We start from the raw sequence: 17,613 nt of genomic DNA on the forward strand, positions 1-17,613 counted from the left end.
TCAGACGGCATTTGTGTGCTATGCGTATGATTATGCTTTGTTTGGGCAAAGCTAATCATACCTACGGCTTGCTACTTTTCATTTGCGCGCAATGCCCGGTCCAAAAATAAGCTTCCTGCGTTGGCTTGCTTTGAATGCGGAACACAGATGCCGTCTGAAAAAAGGTTTCAGACGGCATCTGTGTGTCATGTCTACGATTACGCTTTGTGTTGACAAAGCTGATCGTCGCTGCGGCTTGCTTAAATGTATCAAACCAAGCGATGCCGTCTGAAAAAAAATTGCAGACGGCATAGTGCTTCATGCCTACGATTACGCATTGTTTTGACAAAGCTAATCGTACCTTGCTATCGGTTTTGCGCCGGTCTGGCCGCAATCACATCAATTTCTACCAGCCAACCGGGGTTGGCAAACCCCTGCGTTTGCAATAAAGAACGTGCAGGCAGTTTCACGCCCGCCTTTGCATCAAAAAAACGCAAGTAGCTTTGGGAAAAGCCGCGAAAATCCATGTCGTTCTGCCCTTGTGGTGCTTTTAAAAAAACCTGCATTTTCACCACATCGCTCATGCCCAAGCCCAAGCTTTTCAGGCGTTTTTCAATTTCGGCCAACACGTTGGCCGTTTGCTGCGCCGTGTTGCCGTAAGCCGCTTCACTGCGCGGATCCGCTTTATTGTCGATAATGCCCGGCACCACGCCGTTCAAATAAATCGTGCTGGCTCCGGCCGGCACTTCCACTGCCAGCGAGGTGGGGAAATTCGGCAGGGGGTGGCGGGTGATTTCGTCAGCCCAAGCGGCGTTGCTGATAGCTAAACACACGCCGGCAAGCAATAATTTTGACAAGTTATTCATTTATGCATTCCTTTGCCGTTACATTCGATAGCCCGTCGTAGGTGCGCACGCCGCGTTTTTGCGGCGTAATCGTATGCATGAAACCCACGGCCGATATAAAACATAGAGGCCGTCTGAAAGCCGCGTTGCCTGTCAAAAAATTGTCCGACATGTCGATATGACACGGTTTGTTGCAACAATCTTTGATAAGTCAGCTGTTTGCTTTTCAGACGGCCTCTGGGGCTACCTATTCATCACAATCCATCATCAAGCTCAATGATTGTGCCCGCAGGGTTTTTTCATATCCAGCACCATGCGGCCTTGGATTTTGCCGGCGTGCATTTCTTCAAAAATATCGCCCACTTCATCCAGCGCACGGGTTTGCACCACCGGCACCACGATGCCGCGCGCGCCGAAATCGAAGGCTTCGGCCAAATCTTGGCGCGTGCCCACCAGCGAGCCGACCACTTCGATGCCGTCGAGCACGGTGCGGGGGATAGACAAATCCATGGTTTCCACCGGCAGGCCCACGGCCACCACGCGGCCGCCGGCGCGCACGCAATCGATGGCGCTGTTGAATGCGGCTTTAGACACGGCGGTCACCATGGCGGCGTGTGCGCCGATGCCGGTGATTTCTTTAATGCGCTCGGCCGCATCTTCTTTGGCGGCATTCACGGTGAATTCCGCGCCCACTTTTTTGGCCAAATCCAGCTTGTCGTCGTTGATATCGACAGCAATCACGCGCGCGTTGAACACTTTGGCGGCGTATTGCACGGCGAGGTTGCCCAAGCCGCCGGCGCCGTAAATGGCAATCCACTGGCCTGCGCGCACACCGGCCACTTTGGTGGCTTTATAAGTGGTAACGCCGGCGCAGGTGATGGAGCTGGCTTGTGCCGGGTCGAGGCCTTCGGGCACTTTTACGGCATAATCGGCGCTCACCACGCAATATTCGGCCATGCCGCCATCTACGGTGTAGCCCGAATTTTTCACGGTGCGGCACAAGGTTTCGCGGCCGCTGTTGCAATATTCGCAATGGCCGCAGCTTTCAAACAGCCAAGCAATGCTCACGCGGTCGCCCACTTTCAGGTTGGTCACATCGGGCGCCACTTCTTTCACAATGCCGATGCCCTCGTGGCCGAGCGTGCGGCCGGGTTGTTTGCCGTAATCGCCGGCGGCCACGTGCAAATCGGTGTGGCACACGCCGCAATATTCCACTTCCACCAGCGCTTCGCCCGCGCCGATTTTGGGCAGGTCTTTTTCAATCACTTCAACGCCTGTACAGGCTTGGTTAACCACTGCTGCTTTCATAGTAGATACTCCTTGGTTGGTGATATCGAATCAATGGAAATGCGCGCAAAGTGTGCAACCTTGCCGTGCTTTCCGCCTTGCAAACATGCTTTTTTGCTCAAAACCTGACTCGCGGCTGAAATGTGGGCAAACCCTTGCGGGAGCGGGTTGGAAATTTCCGCGTCTGAGGCTGCCATAAATATTGATATTTTAATGAAGCCAAACCGCCCAGTAATCAATGTGTGTGTTTACAGTATAACCAAATCGGGGCAGGGCGCGATTGATAATCATCAAGGGGTTTGCCCGATTGAAAGCCTGCGTAAATGTTATGCTATATCATTGTTGACAAACAGGCCGTCTGAAAGCTTTCAGACGGCCTCTCGGCTGGATTGCACTTTTCACGCGCCAATATTCGATATTAATGTAAACCGAGCCTAAACCGATTTAACCCGAATTGCGGTACAATGCCCGCTTTGTTGATTGTTAAGGACGGCCTGTATATATGGCTTCTTTGGAAACCTGGATCGGCCTGCGCTATTTGCGGGCCAAAAAACGCAATGGTTTAATGTCGTTTATCACCATGATTTCGATTGCCGGCATCGCGCTGGGCGTCACCGCGCTGATTGTGGTGCTCTCGGTGATGAACGGCTTTCAAAAAGAGATTCGCGGCCAGCTTTTGAATGTGGCGCCGCATGCGGAAATCGGCTATTACGACACGGGCAATGGCGAAGGCTGGCAGAGCCTGCGCCAATATGCGGCGGGCAGAAAAGAGGTGTTGGCCACCGCGCCTTATGTGGCCGATCAGGCGTTGTTGGCCAATGCGGGCGAGGTGCGCGGCGTGCAGCTGCGCGGGATTTTGCCTGAAGAAGAAAACAAAGTGGTGGATTACGGTAAAAATATGCCGCAGGGCAGCTTTGCCGATTTGAAGCCGGGTGAGTTTGATATTGTGTTGGGCGAAGGGCTGGCGCAGGCTTTGGGCGCGGAAGTGGGCGGCAAGGTAACGGTGATCACGCCTGAGGGCAATGTCACCCCCGCCGGCGTGGTGCCGCGCTTGAAGCAGTTTAATGTGGTGGGCGTGGTGAAAACCAGCGTGTATGAGGTGGATAATTCGCTTGCGCTCACGCATTTGCAGGATGCGCAAGTGCTCTACCGCTTGGGCGACGGCGTGGGCGGCTTGCGCTTGAAGCTGGCCGACCCGCAAAATGCGCCCGCCTTTATCGCCAATCTGATTCCGGCGGCTGCGCAAGACAAAGTGTGGGTGCGCGACTGGACGTTTCAAAACCGCAGCTATTTTGAGGCGGTGGAATTGGAAAAGCGCATGATGTTTATCATTCTCACGCTGATTATTGCGGTGGCGGCGTTTAATTTGGTGTCGTCGTTGGTGATGGCGGTTACCGAGAAGCAGGCCGATATTGCCATTTTGCGCACTTTGGGGCTGCCGCCGGGCGGGGTGATGAAGATTTTTATGGTGCAGGGCGCGTTTGCCGGCTTTTTCGGCACCTTGATCGGCGTGATTTGCGGCGTGTTGCTGGGCTGGAATGTGGGCAAAATCGTGGCGTTTTTTGAAAAGCTTTTCGGGGTGCACCTGATTAATTCGCAAATTTATTTTATCGATTATCTGCCCAGCGATGTGAACATGGGCGATGTGGCTTTTATCGCCTGCATTTCGCTGGTGCTGGCATTTTTGGCCACGCTCTATCCGAGCTGGCGTGCGGCGAAAACCCAACCGGCGGAGGCTTTGCGTTATGAATAATACGGTGTTGGCTTGCCGCTCGGTGAGCAAAAACTATCGCGACGGCGAATTGCATGTGGATGTGCTCGACAGCCTGAATTTCGATGTGGCCGAAGGCCAGAGCGTGAGCATTATCGGCGCTTCGGGCAGCGGCAAATCCACGCTCTTGCATATTTTGGGCGGGCTGGACATGCCCACTTCGGGCAGCGTGAATCTGATGGGCAACGACTTGGGCAAGATGAGCCAAAAGCAGCTGGGCGATTTGCGCAACCGCTATCTGGGCTTTGTGTATCAATTCCATCATCTGCTGCCCGAATTTTCGGCGTTGGAAAATGTGATGATGCCGCTTTTAATCGGCAAAAAGCCCAAAGCCGAGGCGGAAGCGGCGGCGGCGGCGATGCTGGAAAAAGTGGGTTTGCACCAACGCGCCTTGCACCGGCCGAGCGAATTGTCGGGCGGCGAGCGCCAACGCGCCGCCATTGCCCGCGCATTGGTGACGCAGCCCAAATGCCTGCTGGCCGACGAGCCCACCGGCAATCTCGACCGCAAAAATGCGCAAAATATTCTCGATATGATGCTGGATTTGAAAAACGAAATGGGCACAGCGCTGGTGGTGGTCACCCACGATGATGAGTTGGCCGTGCGCTTTGATCGCGTGATGATGATGAGCGATGGGCGCTTGAGCGATAAAGCCTGACGCCGGTGCGTTGATTTGAGCTGCTGTTGCCCGATTGTATTCGTGCTGCTGGGTTTTAAGTTGTTTTTAAATTGAATCAAGGCCGTCTGAAAAAAGTTTCAGACGGCCTTGATTCATATTGCCGCCATTTTTCTGTTTTATAATCAGCACCAATGTTTGCGGCGCTTGCTGTTGAGGCCGTCTGAATTTGGGAGCAAACCATGAAAGTGTATACCGCTGCGCAGATGCGTGCGCACGAGCAAATGGCTGTGGATGCGGGCACGAGCTTTGAGCAATTGATGGAAAATGCCGGCGGCGCAGCGGCGGCCGATTTGTTGCGCCGCCACCCTGAGCCGGCCCGCGCGCTGGTGGTGTGCGGCAAGGGCAATAATGGCGGCGATGGTTTGGTGATGGCGCGGCTGTTGCAGGCCGAGGGCTGGCGCTGCGATGTGGTGTTTGTGTTGGGCAGCGAATTGTCGCCGCTGGCCGAAACCAACCGCCGCCGTCTGCTCAATCTGGCGGGCATAAGCTTTATCGGCGCTCAAGCGCTGCCGGGGCAATTGGCGCAGCAGCGCTACGATGTGCTTATCGAGGGCATATTCGGCACCGGTTTTGCCGGCAGGCTGCCTGCTGCGGTGGCCGATTGCTGCCGCTTGCTTAATGCTTCAGACGGCCTGAAAGTGGCGCTGGATATGCCCACCGGCCTCAATGGCGACACGGGCGATGTGGATGCCGATGTGTTTCGCGCCGAGCTTACCTACACATTCGGCGCCTACAAGCCGGCGCACATTATGGATGCGGGCAGGGCGGTGTGCGGCGAGATTGTGTGTTTGGACATAGGCATTCAATAATTCCATCAACAAAGGCCGTCTGAACACAATGTTTCAGACGGCCTTCTTATAATGTAGTGGAATGAAAGATAATATAGTGGAATGAAAGAAAAACTTATACAGGCGCATGTAGCAAGCCATATGCAGAAGCCGTTTAAACCGCGTGCGTGGCTGCGCCACACACCCTACACATGATGCTAAATTTCTTATTTTTGTATAAGTTTTTCATTCATTCCACTATAACGATTTGTATAGGTGATCAATAATGAATCACGCTGCGGATGGATTTGCCCTCGTGCATCAAATCAAAGGCGGTGTTGATTTCTTCCAGCGGCATGGTGTGGGTGATGAAATCGCTGAGGGCGAATTCGCCTTTCATGTATTGGCTGATGATGCCGGGCAATTCGCTGCGGCCTTTCACGCCGCCAAATGCGGAGCCGCGCCACACGCGGCCGGTAACCAATTGAAACGGGCGGGTTTTGATTTCTGCGCCGGCAGGTGCCACGCCGATAATCACGCTCTCGCCCCAGCCTTTGTGGCAGCATTCGAGCGCGGCGCGCATCACGTCGACATTGCCGATGCATTCAAACGAATAATCCACGCCGCCGTCGGTGATTTCGATCACCACATCCTGAATCGGCTTGTCGAAATCTTTCGGGTTGATGCATTCGGTGGCACCCAGTTTTTGCGCCAGCGCGAATTTCGAGGGGTTGGTGTCGATGCCGATAATGCGCGAAGCGCCGCTCATACGCGCGCCGATCACGGCGGCCAGGCCGATGCCGCCGAGGCCGAAAATGGCCACGGTTTCGCCGCGCTTCACTTTGGCGGTGTTCATCACCGCGCCCATGCCGGTGGTGACGCCGCAGCCGAGCAGGCACACTTCTTCCAGCGGCGCTTCTTTCTGGATTTTCGCCAAGCTCACATCGGCCACCACGGTGTATTCCGAGAAAGTGGAGCAGCCCATATAGTGGTAAATCGGCTGGCCGTCTTTGAAAAAACGCACCGTGCCGTCGGGCATCAAGCCCTTGCCCTGCGTGGCGCGCACCGATGAGCAGAGGTTGGTTTTGCCGGACAAACAGAATTTGCATTTGCCGCATTCGGCGGTGTAGAGCGGAATCACATGGTCGCCCACTTCAAAATCGGTGACGCCCTCGCCGACGGCTTCCACAATGCCCGCGCCTTCATGGCCGAGCACGCAGGGAAACACACCTTCGCTGTCTTGGCCGCTTAAAGTATAGGCATCGGTGTGGCACACACCGGTGGCAACAATGCGCACCAGCACTTCGCCTTTTTGCGGCGGCATTAAATCCAGCTCTTCGATTTTCAAAGGCTCGTTGGGTGCCCAAGCCACGGCGGCGCGGGTTTTGATGAATTCCATAATGATTCTCCGGTTGGTGGGTTTGCAAAGGGGCAGATACTCCGCCCACTATCTGCTATTTGATATACGATTTAACCAGGCTCACCGCTTCATCAAGCTTTTGCTGCAAGGCTTGATGCTGCGGATTATCACAGCTTTCATGGCTGAATGAGTCGCGCAAATGGCTTTCCATCACATCGCGCATCAAGCCGTTTACCGCGCCGCGCATGGCGGCAATCTGTTGCAGCACGGCGGCACAGTCTTGGCCGTCGGTAATGGCGCGCTCCAAAGCTTCCGCCTGGCCGCGGATGCGGCGCAGGCGGTTGACGGCGCGTTTTTTGTCTTGCGGGTGATGGGGCATGGCTTTTTCCTGAATACTGGGGGCAGTATAAAAAAGATAGGGCGCATTGGCAAGCGCTGCACAGGAAAGGCGCAAGGCCGTCTGAATATGTTTATAATCGGGCAGCGCCGATAATCCTGTCGGCGTGTTTTGTGAAGGGTATGCCAACCGATGCGCCGACTTTCCCGCCCCGAAAATCCGCTCGAGCGCTTGATGCGCCCTTACCGCCGCCGCCTTTATCTGCCGCTTTTGCTGGCTTTGGCGGCGGTGGTGCTGTTTATCTGGCAAAGCGCGCTGCTGGCGGCTTTGTTTGCCGGTTGGCTCAATGCGGCCTCAGCCGGGCAGAAACCGCTTTCAGACGGCCTGCGGACTATTTTACTGTTAATTATGATGTATTTGCTTCTACGGCCTTTGCTTTCTTTATTGAAAGAGCGTGTGCTGCAAAAGCTGAGCCTGCATGTGCGCCATGGTGTGCGCCGCCGCCTGCTGCATGCGCTGGCGGCGTTGGGGCCGGCGCGCAGCCATTTCGGCAGCGATGGGGCGCTGAGCACGCAAATTTTGGAGCAGGTGGATGCGCTCGATGGCTATATCAGCCGCTTTTATGTGCAGCGCACGGTGGCGGTGGCCACGCCTTTGCTGATTGCGGCGGCGGTGTTTTATCACAGCAAGCTGGCGGCGGCGCTGCTGCTGCTCACCGCGCCTTTGGTGCCTTTGTTTATGATATTGGTGGGCACGGCGGCGGCCAAAAAAAGCCGCCAACAATTAGACACGCTCTCGCAATTGGGCGGGCGCTTTCTCGATTTGGTGCGCGGCATGCCCACTTTACGCCGCTTGAATGCGGTGGCGCAGGCGGAAAAGCAGGTGTCGGCTTCGGCGCTGGTTTATCAAAAGCGCACCATGAGCGTGCTGGCGCTGGCGTTTTTATCCGGCGCGGTGCTGGAATTGTTTGCTTCGCTGGCGATTGCGCTGGTGGCGGTTTATTTGGGTTTGGGCTTGATCGGCGTGTTGCCGTGGGCAAAAGGCGTGGTGCCGGTGCCTTATGAGGGCGCTTTGTTTATTTTGCTGCTTGCGCCTGAGTTTTACGCGCCGCTGCGCCAGCTCGGCAACGATTATCACGCCAAGGCGCAGGCGCAGGCGGCGGCGGAAGCTTTGCAGCCCTTACTTGATGCGGCAGAGGGGCAAAGGCCGTCTGAAAGCGGCATCAAAATGGATTTAAACGCTGCGCCTTCGCTGCAATTGACCGGCGTGCGCATTATGGGCGCAGAAGGGCGCGAGCGGCTGGCGCCCACTTCTTTTGCTGTGAAAGCCGGTGCGCGCATCGGCATCGGCGGCGTGAGCGGCATCGGCAAATCGAGCTTGTTGCAAGCTTTGCTCGGTTTTAGCGCGTATGAAGGGCGGATTGTGCTCAACGGCGAAGATTTTGCCGCGCTGGACAAAAAATACCTGCAAGGGCAAAGCGCTTATCTGGCGCAAACCGCCACGCTTCTGCCCGGCAGCATCGCCGATAATCTGCGCTTGGCCAAAGCCGGTGCGGATGAGGCGCAAATGCAAAAAGTTTTAAGTGAAGTCGGCTTGTGGGATTTGATTCAACGCCTGCCCGATGGCTTAAACACACCATTGGGCGAGCGCGGGTTGGGGCTCTCGGGCGGCCAGCAGCAGCGCTTGTCGTTGGCACAATTATTGTTACGGGATGCCCATTTTTGGCTACTCGATGAGCCTGCCGCGCATTTGGATGAGGAAACGGCGGCTGAGCTATACCGCGTGTTGGGGCAAATCAGCTGCGGCAAAACCGTGTTGCTGGTGAGCCACGATTTGGCGGCGGTGCCGTGGCTGGATGATGTGGTGGTGCTGGAGGGCGCGAAATGAGCCGTCAAGATATCCGTTTGCGCGATTTGTGGCAGAGCCGGCGCGGCATGTGGTCGGTGGCGTGGCTGCTCGGTGCCGTAACTTTATTGGCCACGGTGGCTTTGCTGGCGGTGTCGGGCTGGTTTATCAGCGCGGCGGCGGCGGCCGGGGTGGTGGCGCTGGCCACGGCTTATATGTTTGACTATTTCCGCCCCGGCGCGATTATCCGTGCGCTGGCGATTGTGCGCACGGCGGGTCGCTACGGCGAGCGGCTGGCTTCGCACAATGCCGTGCTGGCTTTGCTGCGCGATTTGCGTGTGCGCTTTTTCGGCCGCCTGGCCGCCGCAGCGGGCAGCGCTGATGTGGTTTCCGCCGGCAGCATGCACCGGCTCACCAGCGATATCGATTTGCTCGACCAATGGCCGCTGCGTTTTTTGATGCCGTGGCTGTGGGCGCTGCTGCTTCAGACGGCCTTTGTGTTGTGGCTGCTGCTGGCCGCACCGGCTTTGCTGCTTTATGTGCTGCCGCCTTTGCTGCTGGCCGGTGTGGTGTTGCCCGCGCTGGCGGCTTGGCGCGGCATGGTGCCGGCGCGGCAAGACACGCAGGCGGCCGAAGAGCGTCGCCGGCGCTTGCTGATGCCGCTGAGCCTCATCACTTCGTTATTGTTGTGGCGGCGTTGGGCAGATTGCGAAACCTCGTTTCTTGAAGCCGATGCCGAATATGGGTGCCTGCAATTGCGCCAGCAGCAATGGGCGAGCGTGTATGTGTGGTTGCAGCAATGTGCACTGGCGCTGCTGGTGGCTTTGCTTTTGTGGCAGGGGTGGCCGCTGTTGGAGAGCGGGGCGTTGGGTGTGCCGGTGTTGTTGGCGATGGTGTTGGCGGTGTTTGGTTTGAATGAAGTGCTCACGCCGCTGGCTGCGCAATTTATGGCGCTGGGCTTCAGCAGCGCCGCGCGTGACCGCTTGAATGCGTTGGGCAGCGCGAAGCCTGCCGCCGAAAAAGCAGCGGCCGGCTGGCCGCAGGGCAGCCTGATATTCAGCGCGGAAAACATCAGCGCCAAAAGGGCGGGCGCGTTAAACGGCGCGGAGCATGTGAACTTTGTGCTGGAAAGCGGCCAAGCCTTACTGATTGCGGGGCCATCGGGCGTGGGCAAATCCACTTTGCTCGATGTGCTCGCCGGTGAGCTTGCGCCCCTGCAAGGCCGTCTGAAACTCAACGGGCAGGATTTTGCCGATTTTCTGCCCGGCGATGAAGTGGGCTATCTGGCGCAGCAAGTGGATATTTTCGACCTCACGTTGGCCGAAAACCTGCGCCTGGGCAAGGCCGGTGCCGATGATGATGCATTGTGGCAAGTGCTGGAAAAAGTGCGGCTGGCCGATTGGGCGCGGGCGCAGCCGCAAGGTTTGCAAACCCGCTTGGGCGAATACGGCGCGGCGGTGTCGGGCGGGCAGGCGCGGCGCATTGCGCTGGCGCGGCTTTTGCTCAAGCCGCGCGCTTTGCTGCTGCTCGATGAGCCTTTTGCCGGCCTGGATGCGGCCACGCGCGAAGCGGTGAGCGCCATGCTGCTGCAAGAGCGGGCGCAAGGCTTGCTGATTGTGGTGAGCCATCAGCCGCCTGCGCAAGCCGATTTTCAGGTTTTGCGTTTGCAGGAAAAGGCATGAGCCTGCGGGCGTGGCATCGTTGACAAAAACAGCGGCTTGGCGTTTAATTGCACAATACAAACTATATATTGTATTAATACAAAAAAAGAAAAGCCTTGAGGCCGTCTGAAAAGGCCGTCTGAAAGCGGTGCAGATTGTTTTTTTGAATTCAATCTGCTTTATATCGAATGCGGAAATTTGAGCGGCACATGATGCTTTCGGCCGCTGTTTGCGGCTTTTATCGGGGCGCTGCCTGTGTGCATATTGTGATGCGGGCGGCGCAAACTGCGTGCGGGGAAGCGCTCAGGCTAGGGCATATCAAACGTAAACGTGCTTTTATTTGTGCATCGCGTGGCGTTAGAATGTAGCTTAGTTTCAATTTCAACCATTTCAACCACACCGAAAAAAGCACCGTAGCGCGAGCCATCTTGCGGCGCGGCGCAATGGCCGGTGTGGGCGAAACGGCGTTTAACCACACAGGAGCATCATTATGGACTTGGTCGAATTATCGCGGCTGCAGTTTGCGATTACCGTTATGTACCATTTCTTGTTTGTGCCGCTCACTTTGGGCTTGGCGTGGATTTTGGTCATCATGGAAGCTGTATATGTGATGACCGGCAAGGAAATCTACCGCGACATGACCCAATTTTGGGGCAAACTTTTCGGCATCAACTTTGCCTTAGGCGTCACCACAGGCATCACGATGGAATTTCAGTTCGGCACCAACTGGTCGTATTACTCGCATTATGTCGGCGATATTTTCGGCGCACCGCTGGCGCTGGAAGGGCTGATGGCCTTTTTCCTCGAAGCCACGCTGGTGGGACTTTTCTTTTTCGGCTGGGAAAGAATGTCGCGCCGCCAGCATTTGATGGTAACCATTTTTATGGCTTTGGGCACCAATCTTTCGGCCTTGTGGATTTTGGTGGCCAACGGCTGGATGCAAAATCCGGTGGGCGCGGTGTTTAATTTCGAAACCATGCGCATGGAAATGACCAGCTTTCTCGAAGTGGTGCTCAACCCCGATGCGCAAAATAAATTTGTGCACACCGTGTCGGCAGGTTATGTGGCCGGCTCCATGTTTGTGTTGTCGATTTCCAGCTGGTATATCCTGCGCAAGCAAGATGTAGAATTTGCCAAAAAAAGCTTCCGCATCGCTGCCGCATTCGGCATGGCGGCGATTTTGTCGGTGCTGGTGTTGGGCGACGAATCGGGCTACAGCATCGGCAAGGCGCAGAAAACCAAAATGGCGGCGCTGGAGGCGATGTGGGAAACCGAGCCTGCGCCGGCTTCGTTTAATTTGTTTGCCATTCCGAATGAAAAAGAAATGCGCAACGAATATGCCATTCATATTCCTTATGTAATGGGCATCATCGGCACACGCTCGCTCGACACGCCGATACCGGGCATTAAAGAAATCATCGCGGAAAACGAGCAGCGCATCGAGTCGGGCCGCCATGCGGTGGTGGCGCTGGAAGCTTTGCGCAAAAACCATAAAGACACCGAAGCGCAAGCTCTTTTCCGAGCGCATCAGGAAGATTTGGGTTTCGGCCTTTTGCTGAAGCAGCATATTGAAGACGTGAGCCAGGCCACGCCGGAAATGGTGGCCGCGGCCGCGCGCGATTCGGTGCCCACCGTGTGGCCGATGTTTCTCACCTTCCGCATTATGGTGGCTTGCGGCTTTGCCATGCTGCTGGTGTTTGGTTTGAGCTTTTGGTCTTCCCTCAAAGGCACGTTTGCCGATAAGCCGTGGCTTTTGCGCCTGGCGGTGATTTCGCTGCCCTTGCCGTGGCTGGCGATTGAAGCGGGCTGGTTTGTGGCTGAATACGGCCGCCAGCCGTGGACGATTTACGGCGTGCTGCCCACCAGCCTTTCGGCTTCTTCATTGTCGGTAAATTCGCTTTATGGCTCGCTGGCCGGCTTTATTGCGTTTTACGCCGTGTTGCTGATTATCGAAGTGTATTTGATGCAGAAATACATCCGCATAGGCCCGGGCTCGTTGGGCACCGGCAAATACGATAACGAACAGTCAGAGCATTAAGGAGCGAAATATGGATATCATCAATTTATTTGATTACGCCACATTGAAATGGATTTGGTGGCTGTTTATCGGTGCGCTTTTAATCGGCTTTGCGATTATGGACGGCCACGATATGGGCATCGGCACGCTGCTGCCTTTTGTGGCCAAAACCGATGAAGAGCGCCGCATTGTGATAAACAGCGTAGGCGTGCATTGGGAGGGCAACCAAACTTGGCTTATCACCGGCGCAGGCGCCATTTTTGCCGCTTGGCCTATGGTGTATGCCACGGCTTTTTCCGGCTTTTATTGGGCGATGTTGGCGGTGTTGTGGGCAATGTTTTTCCGACCGGTGGGCTTTAAATACCGCAGCATGATTCAAAATGAAACCTGGCGCAAAACTTGGGATTGGTGCCTTTTTATCGGCTCGTTTGTGCCCGCGCTTTTGTTCGGCGTGGCGCTGGGCAATGTGATTCAGGGCGTGCCTTTCCATTTCGACGACACCATGCGCTCGTTTTACACCGGCTCGTTTTGGGCGCTGCTCAACCCGTTTGCCTTATTGTGCGGCGCGGTATCGGTGGCGATGCTGGTGTTTCACGGCGGCGTTTATTTGATGCACCGCACCGAGGGCATTGTGTATGCGCGCACCCGCAAAACCCTGATTTACAGCGCGCTGATTACTTTGGCGCTGTTCAGCATTGGCGGCGTGTGGGTGGCCGGTATGGAAGGCTTTGTGGTGGTGGCCGGCACGCTGGATCCGGGCGGCCTGCCTAATCCGCTGGGCAAAGAAGTGGTACAGCAGGCCGGCGCTTGGCTGCTCAATTACCAACATTGGCCGCTCACCATGTTGGTGCCGGTGCTGGCCTATATCGGCATGTTGGCGGCTTTGGTGCTGGCGCGTGCGGGCAAAACGCTGCTGGCTTTTGTGTGCTCGGCCGTGAGTGTGGCGGCGGTGATCGGCACTTTTGCGGTGTCGATGTTCCCGTTTATCCTGCCCAGCAGCAGCGATTTTCGCTCGAGCCTGACGGTGTGGGATGCCACTTCGAGCCACCTCACGTTAACCGTGATGTTTTTCGCCATCATTCTGATTATGCCGGTGGTGGTGGCCTACACGGGCTGGGCATTTAATGTGATGCGCGGCAAGGTAACTGCCGAATATGTGCGTGAAAACGACCACAGCGCTTATTAACACCAAACGTTCAGACGGCCTTGCTTCACTAAATCAAGGCCGTCTGAAAGCCAAATAGAAAGGACAACGATATGTGGTATTTTGCTTGGGTATTGGGCTTGGGCTTTGCCGTGTTGCTGGCGGTGCTCAACGCCATGTGGGGCGAGTTTGAAGAAGAACGCGCACAGAGCCTGCCGAAAAACCGCGGCAATGCTTCCTGAAAAAAGCGGCGCGGGCAAGGCCGGGTAGATTCGTTTTTTGAATGAGCCGCGTGTTTGAAAAGCGGGCAATATGCTTGCTTTTGGGCTTTGCCGTGGATTGTGAAGCCAAAGATAAAAAGGCCGTCTGAAAATTTTCTTTCAGACGGCCTTTTGATGTTTGCTTGTAGGTCGGATACTTGTATTCGACATTTGCCGCACCTGATGCTTGTTCTGCGAACAAGTGTCGGATTCGAGAATCCGACCTACATACTGCTTGTGAAAGCAAAGATAATAAGGCCGTCTGAAAGCCGCGTTCAGACGGCCTTTTTCCGCCAATGTTAAAAGCTAATGTTAAAAAGCGTTGGCAAAATCAAAATTATGAGAAGTTATCTGCATCCTCAAAACGATTGAGCCAGGCTATGCTAAAATCCGCAGCTTGTTTAAATTGAGGCAATATTGTGCGCATTGTTATTCTGATTATCACGCTCTTGCTGATGCAGGTGTTTACATTCGGCTTGGGCCGCTCGGTGCAATGGCTGCTGGCGGGCTTTATCGGCACGCGCGGGCGCCGCTGGTTGATGGCGGGCGTGTTTGCGATTACCAATGCGCTGATTGCCGGCTTGCTGTTGCAGCTGGGGCATGCTGTGTTTCGCTTGATGGCGGTGTGGATGGTGGTGCTGCTGTTTGCCATGTATGCCGCTTTGGCCACTTTTGTGCTTTACCTTATTTTGTGCCGCGTGATGGCGCACAAGCCGGTGGCGCGCAGCCTGCGCATTTTTGCGCCGCTGTTTTTCATCGGGCTTACCGCTTATTCGGTGTATAACGCCTACACGCCGGTGGTGCGCCATTATGAAATCAGCATCAATAAAAAGCTCGAGCGCCCGCTGCGCATCGGCATGGCCAGCGATTTGCACACCGGCATTTTGGTGGGCGCGCGCCAGCTCGACAAGCTTGCCGATATTATGCAGCGCGAAAAAGTGGACATTATCCTGCTGCCCGGCGATTTGATGGACGATAATGTAGAAGCTTATCGCGCCGAAAACATGCAGCCGCACTTGGAGAAGCTGCGCGCACCTTTGGGCGTGTATGCCACTTTGGGCAACCACGATTTGTTCGGCCACGAGCGTGAAATCGCCGAAGAGCTCACCCGCGCAGGCATCAAGGTGTTGGCCAATGAAAGCCTGGTGGTCGACGGGCTGCTTTTGGTCGGCCGCAACGATGATTTAGACACCCAGCGCCCGAGCACGGCCGCGCTGTTGCAAGGGCAAAACACCGATTTGCCGGTGCTCCTGCTCGACCACCGCCCCAGCCAGATTGACGAGCATGCTAAATTACCGGTGGATATTCAGGTTTCAGGCCATGTGCACAACGGCCAGGTGGCACCGGCCAATCTGATTGTGCGCCAAATGAACCGGCTCGCTTACGGCTATGAGCAAATCGGCAACGGCCACTTTTTCGTTACCTCCGGCTTCGGCTTTTGGGGCGTGCCGTTTCGCTTGGGTTCGCAATCGGAAGTGGTGGTGATTGATGTAACCGGGCAATAAATGGATAGATGGAAAGGCCGTCTGAAAGAAAAGTTTCAGACGGCCTTTTTTCTTTTTCATCTACCCGATATTTTCCGCAGCGCTGAAATCTTGTTCTGCGAACAAGTGTCGGATTCGAGAATCCGACCTACGCGCTACAATTAAATTGCGCAAAGCAAACCGTAGGTTTGCCTGCACCCAAGCATCATCGCCATCCGATGCCGTTTGAAACCTTTCAGACGGCCTTTTTCATCATGTGTGCAAACCCCGAATCAACCGGCGCTGTTTTGCTTGCTTTCGAGCATTTCCCAGCGTTCGAGCTTTTCGAGCAGCTGCATTTCGATTTCTTCGGCTCGGGTTTGCAGCAGGGCGGCTTTTTCGTAATCTTTGAAAATGTCGGGGTTGGAAAGCTGCGTGTTCAAATCGGCTTGCTCGGCTTCGAGCGCGGCCAATTCGTCGGGCAGACTTTCGAGCTCGCGCTGCTCTTTATAGGAAAGCTTCACGGTGCGGTTGGCTTTGGGCTTGGCTTTTTCCGGCGCGGCGGTTTGGGGCTTGGGCGCGGCGGCGGTTTTTTCTTCGCGGCTTTTGGCATCGATATAGTCTTGGTAGCCGCCGATGTATTCTTTCAGACGGCCTTCGCCTTCAAACACAATGCTTTGAGTGATGACGTTGTCGAGAAACATACGGTCGTGGCTTACCAAAAATACGGTGCCCGGATAATCGCGCAATAATTCTTCCAGCAATTCTTGGGTGTCGATGTCCAAATCGTTGGTGGGCTCGTCGAGCACCAGAATATTGGCAGGGCGGGTGAAAAGCTTGGCCAGCAGTAAGCGGTTGCGCTCGCCGCCTGAAAGCGATGAAACGGGGCTTTGTGCGCGGGCGGGGTGGAAAAGGAAATCTTCCAAATAGCTCATCACATGTTTTTTCTTGCCGCCGATGTCGACATAATCGTTGCCTTGGCCCAGTGTGTAAAACACGGTGTCGTTTTCATTCAGCGCGCTGCGGAATTGGTCGAAATAGGCCACTTCCTGCTTGCTGCCGAGGCGGATTTTGCCGAAAGTGGGCTGCAATTCGCCCAAAATCAATTTTAAAAACGTGGTTTTGCCGATGCCGTTGGCACCAATCAGGCCGATTTTGTCGCCGCGCTGAATCACGGCGGTGAAGCGCTCCATGATTTTTTTGTCGGGATATTCAAATGAGGCGTCTTCCAGCTCGGCAATGATTTTGCCGCTTTTTTCGCCGGCGGCAAGCTTGAAATTGACTTGGCCTTGCACATTGCGGCGCTCGGCCCGCTGGCGGCGCAAATCTTCCAGCCGCTTCACACGGCCTTCGTTGCGGGTGCGGCGCGCTTCTATGCCTTTGCGTATCCAGGCTTCTTCTTGGGCGTGGAATTTGTCGAACAGGCGGTTATGCTCGGCTTCCACCGCCAATTCTTCGGCTTTTTTCTCGCTGTATTTGCTGAATGAGCCCGGATAGCTGCGCAAAATGCCGCGATCGAGCTCCACAATGCGGGTGGCGGTGTTGTCGAGAAAGCGGCGGTCGTGGGTGATCACCACCATGCTGCCGCTGAATTGTTTGAGCAGGTTTTCCAGCCAGATGATGGCGTCGATATCGAGGTGGTTGGTGGGCTCGTCGAGCAGCAGAATATCAGGCTTCTGCACCCAGGCTTGTGCCAGCGCCACGCGTTTTTTCTGGCCGCCGGAAAGGTTGCCGATCAAGGTGTGCTCGGGCAGGCCGAGCTCGCTGATGGTTTGGCTGATGGCGGCATCGAATTGCCAGCCTTCCTGTGTTTCGATTTGGCTTTGCAATTCGTTTAATTCTTTGAGCAGCGCGCCATCTTGGCTGCTTTCGAGCGCATGGCTGATTTGGTGATAGCGGCGCAACACATCGCGCAGGCCACCCAAGCCTTCCGACACGGCATCAAACACGCTGATGTTTGCATCAAACAGCGGCTCTTGCGGCACATACACGATTTTGAGGCCGTTTTGGATAATCACTTGGCCGTCGTCGAGCTTCTGCACGCCGGCGAGGATTTTTAAAAAGGTGGATTTGCCCGCGCCGTTGCGGCCGATCAGGCCGATTTTTTCGCCGCTGTCGAGCTGGAAAGCGGCGTGGTTAAGCAGGGCAACGTGGCCCACGGCGAATGAGGCGTTTTCTACTTGCAGGATATTCATGGG

14 protein-coding genes are annotated in these 17,613 nt (G+C 55.6%); 9 read left to right on the forward strand and 5 right to left on the reverse strand.

Going from position 1 to position 17,613, the window contains the following annotated elements; translation table 11 throughout:
* Positions 1-344 precede the first annotated feature (344 nt).
* Together EV680_RS02915 and adhP are read right to left on the reverse strand one after the other, a co-directional pair.
* A complete protein-coding gene (locus EV680_RS02915; protein WP_132953035.1) occupies positions 345-845 on the reverse strand; it encodes a Rid family hydrolase in 501 nt (166 codons plus the stop codon).
* Positions 846-1,097: 252 nt separating this feature from the next.
* A complete protein-coding gene (gene adhP / locus EV680_RS02920; RefSeq protein ID WP_132953037.1) occupies positions 1,098-2,132 on the reverse strand; it encodes an alcohol dehydrogenase AdhP in 1,035 nt (344 codons plus the stop codon).
* Positions 2,133-2,613: 481 nt separating this feature from the next.
* Between adhP and EV680_RS02925 the strand changes: the two genes are divergently transcribed.
* The 3 genes from EV680_RS02925 (at position 2,614) to EV680_RS02935 (ending at position 5,370) form a co-directional block, all read left to right on the forward strand.
* Entirely contained in the window at positions 2,614-3,864 is a 1,251-nt protein-coding gene (locus EV680_RS02925) for a lipoprotein-releasing ABC transporter permease subunit (RefSeq protein ID WP_132953039.1), read from the forward strand.
* A complete protein-coding gene (gene lolD / locus EV680_RS02930; protein ID WP_132953041.1) occupies positions 3,857-4,540 on the forward strand; it encodes a lipoprotein-releasing ABC transporter ATP-binding protein LolD in 684 nt (227 codons plus the stop codon). Before EV680_RS02925 ends, lolD begins: the two co-directional genes overlap by 8 nt.
* Positions 4,541-4,740: 200 nt before the next feature.
* Positions 4,741-5,370 (forward strand): NAD(P)H-hydrate epimerase, encoded by a 630-nt coding sequence (locus tag EV680_RS02935; protein ID WP_132953043.1) that lies wholly within the window; start codon positions 4,741-4,743, stop codon positions 5,368-5,370.
* A 238-nt stretch (positions 5,371-5,608) separates the two neighbouring features.
* Here the strand turns inward: EV680_RS02935 and EV680_RS02940 are convergent, their stop codons facing one another.
* Together EV680_RS02940 and EV680_RS02945 are read right to left on the reverse strand one after the other, a co-directional pair.
* A complete protein-coding gene (locus tag EV680_RS02940; protein ID WP_132953045.1) occupies positions 5,609-6,727 on the reverse strand; it encodes an S-(hydroxymethyl)glutathione dehydrogenase/class III alcohol dehydrogenase in 1,119 nt (372 codons plus the stop codon).
* 55 nt (positions 6,728-6,782) lie between these two features.
* Positions 6,783-7,214, reverse strand: coding sequence for a metal/formaldehyde-sensitive transcriptional repressor (locus EV680_RS02945; protein ID WP_425316040.1), 432 nt, complete (start codon positions 7,212-7,214; stop codon positions 6,783-6,785).
* Positions 7,215-7,217: 3 nt separating this feature from the next.
* On the opposite strand from EV680_RS02945, the gene cydD reads away from it, so the two are divergent.
* The 6 genes from cydD to EV680_RS02975 all read left to right on the forward strand — a co-directional run bounded on the left by cydD (position 7,218) and on the right by EV680_RS02975 (position 15,457).
* Positions 7,218-8,912: a thiol reductant ABC exporter subunit CydD gene (gene cydD / locus EV680_RS02950; protein ID WP_132953047.1), complete on the forward strand. Its 1,695-nt coding sequence runs from the start codon at positions 7,218-7,220 to the stop codon at positions 8,910-8,912.
* A complete protein-coding gene (cydC, locus tag EV680_RS02955; RefSeq protein WP_132953049.1) occupies positions 8,909-10,552 on the forward strand; it encodes a thiol reductant ABC exporter subunit CydC in 1,644 nt (547 codons plus the stop codon). Before cydD ends, cydC begins: the two co-directional genes overlap by 4 nt.
* Positions 10,553-11,021: 469 nt before the next feature.
* A complete protein-coding gene (locus tag EV680_RS02960; RefSeq protein WP_132953051.1) occupies positions 11,022-12,569 on the forward strand; it encodes a cytochrome ubiquinol oxidase subunit I in 1,548 nt (515 codons plus the stop codon).
* Positions 12,570-12,579: 10 nt separating this feature from the next.
* Positions 12,580-13,734: a cytochrome d ubiquinol oxidase subunit II gene (gene cydB, locus EV680_RS02965; RefSeq protein WP_132953053.1), complete on the forward strand. Its 1,155-nt coding sequence runs from the start codon at positions 12,580-12,582 to the stop codon at positions 13,732-13,734.
* Between the two features lie 71 nt (positions 13,735-13,805).
* Entirely contained in the window at positions 13,806-13,934 is a 129-nt protein-coding gene (gene cydX, locus EV680_RS02970; protein ID WP_132953055.1) for a cytochrome bd-I oxidase subunit CydX, read from the forward strand.
* 473 nt (positions 13,935-14,407) lie between these two features.
* Positions 14,408-15,457, forward strand: coding sequence for a metallophosphoesterase (locus EV680_RS02975; protein ID WP_207894275.1), 1,050 nt, complete (start codon positions 14,408-14,410; stop codon positions 15,455-15,457).
* A gap of 251 nt (positions 15,458-15,708) precedes the next feature.
* Here the strand turns inward: EV680_RS02975 and EV680_RS02980 are convergent, their stop codons facing one another.
* Positions 15,709-17,610 (reverse strand): ATP-binding cassette domain-containing protein, encoded by a 1,902-nt coding sequence (locus EV680_RS02980; RefSeq protein ID WP_132953059.1) that lies wholly within the window; start codon positions 17,608-17,610, stop codon positions 15,709-15,711.
* Positions 17,611-17,613: the final 3 nt, after the last annotated feature.

It is taken from the genome of Uruburuella suis (genome assembly GCF_004341385.1).
Classification (GTDB): Bacteria; Pseudomonadota; Gammaproteobacteria; order Burkholderiales; family Neisseriaceae; genus Neisseria; species Neisseria suis.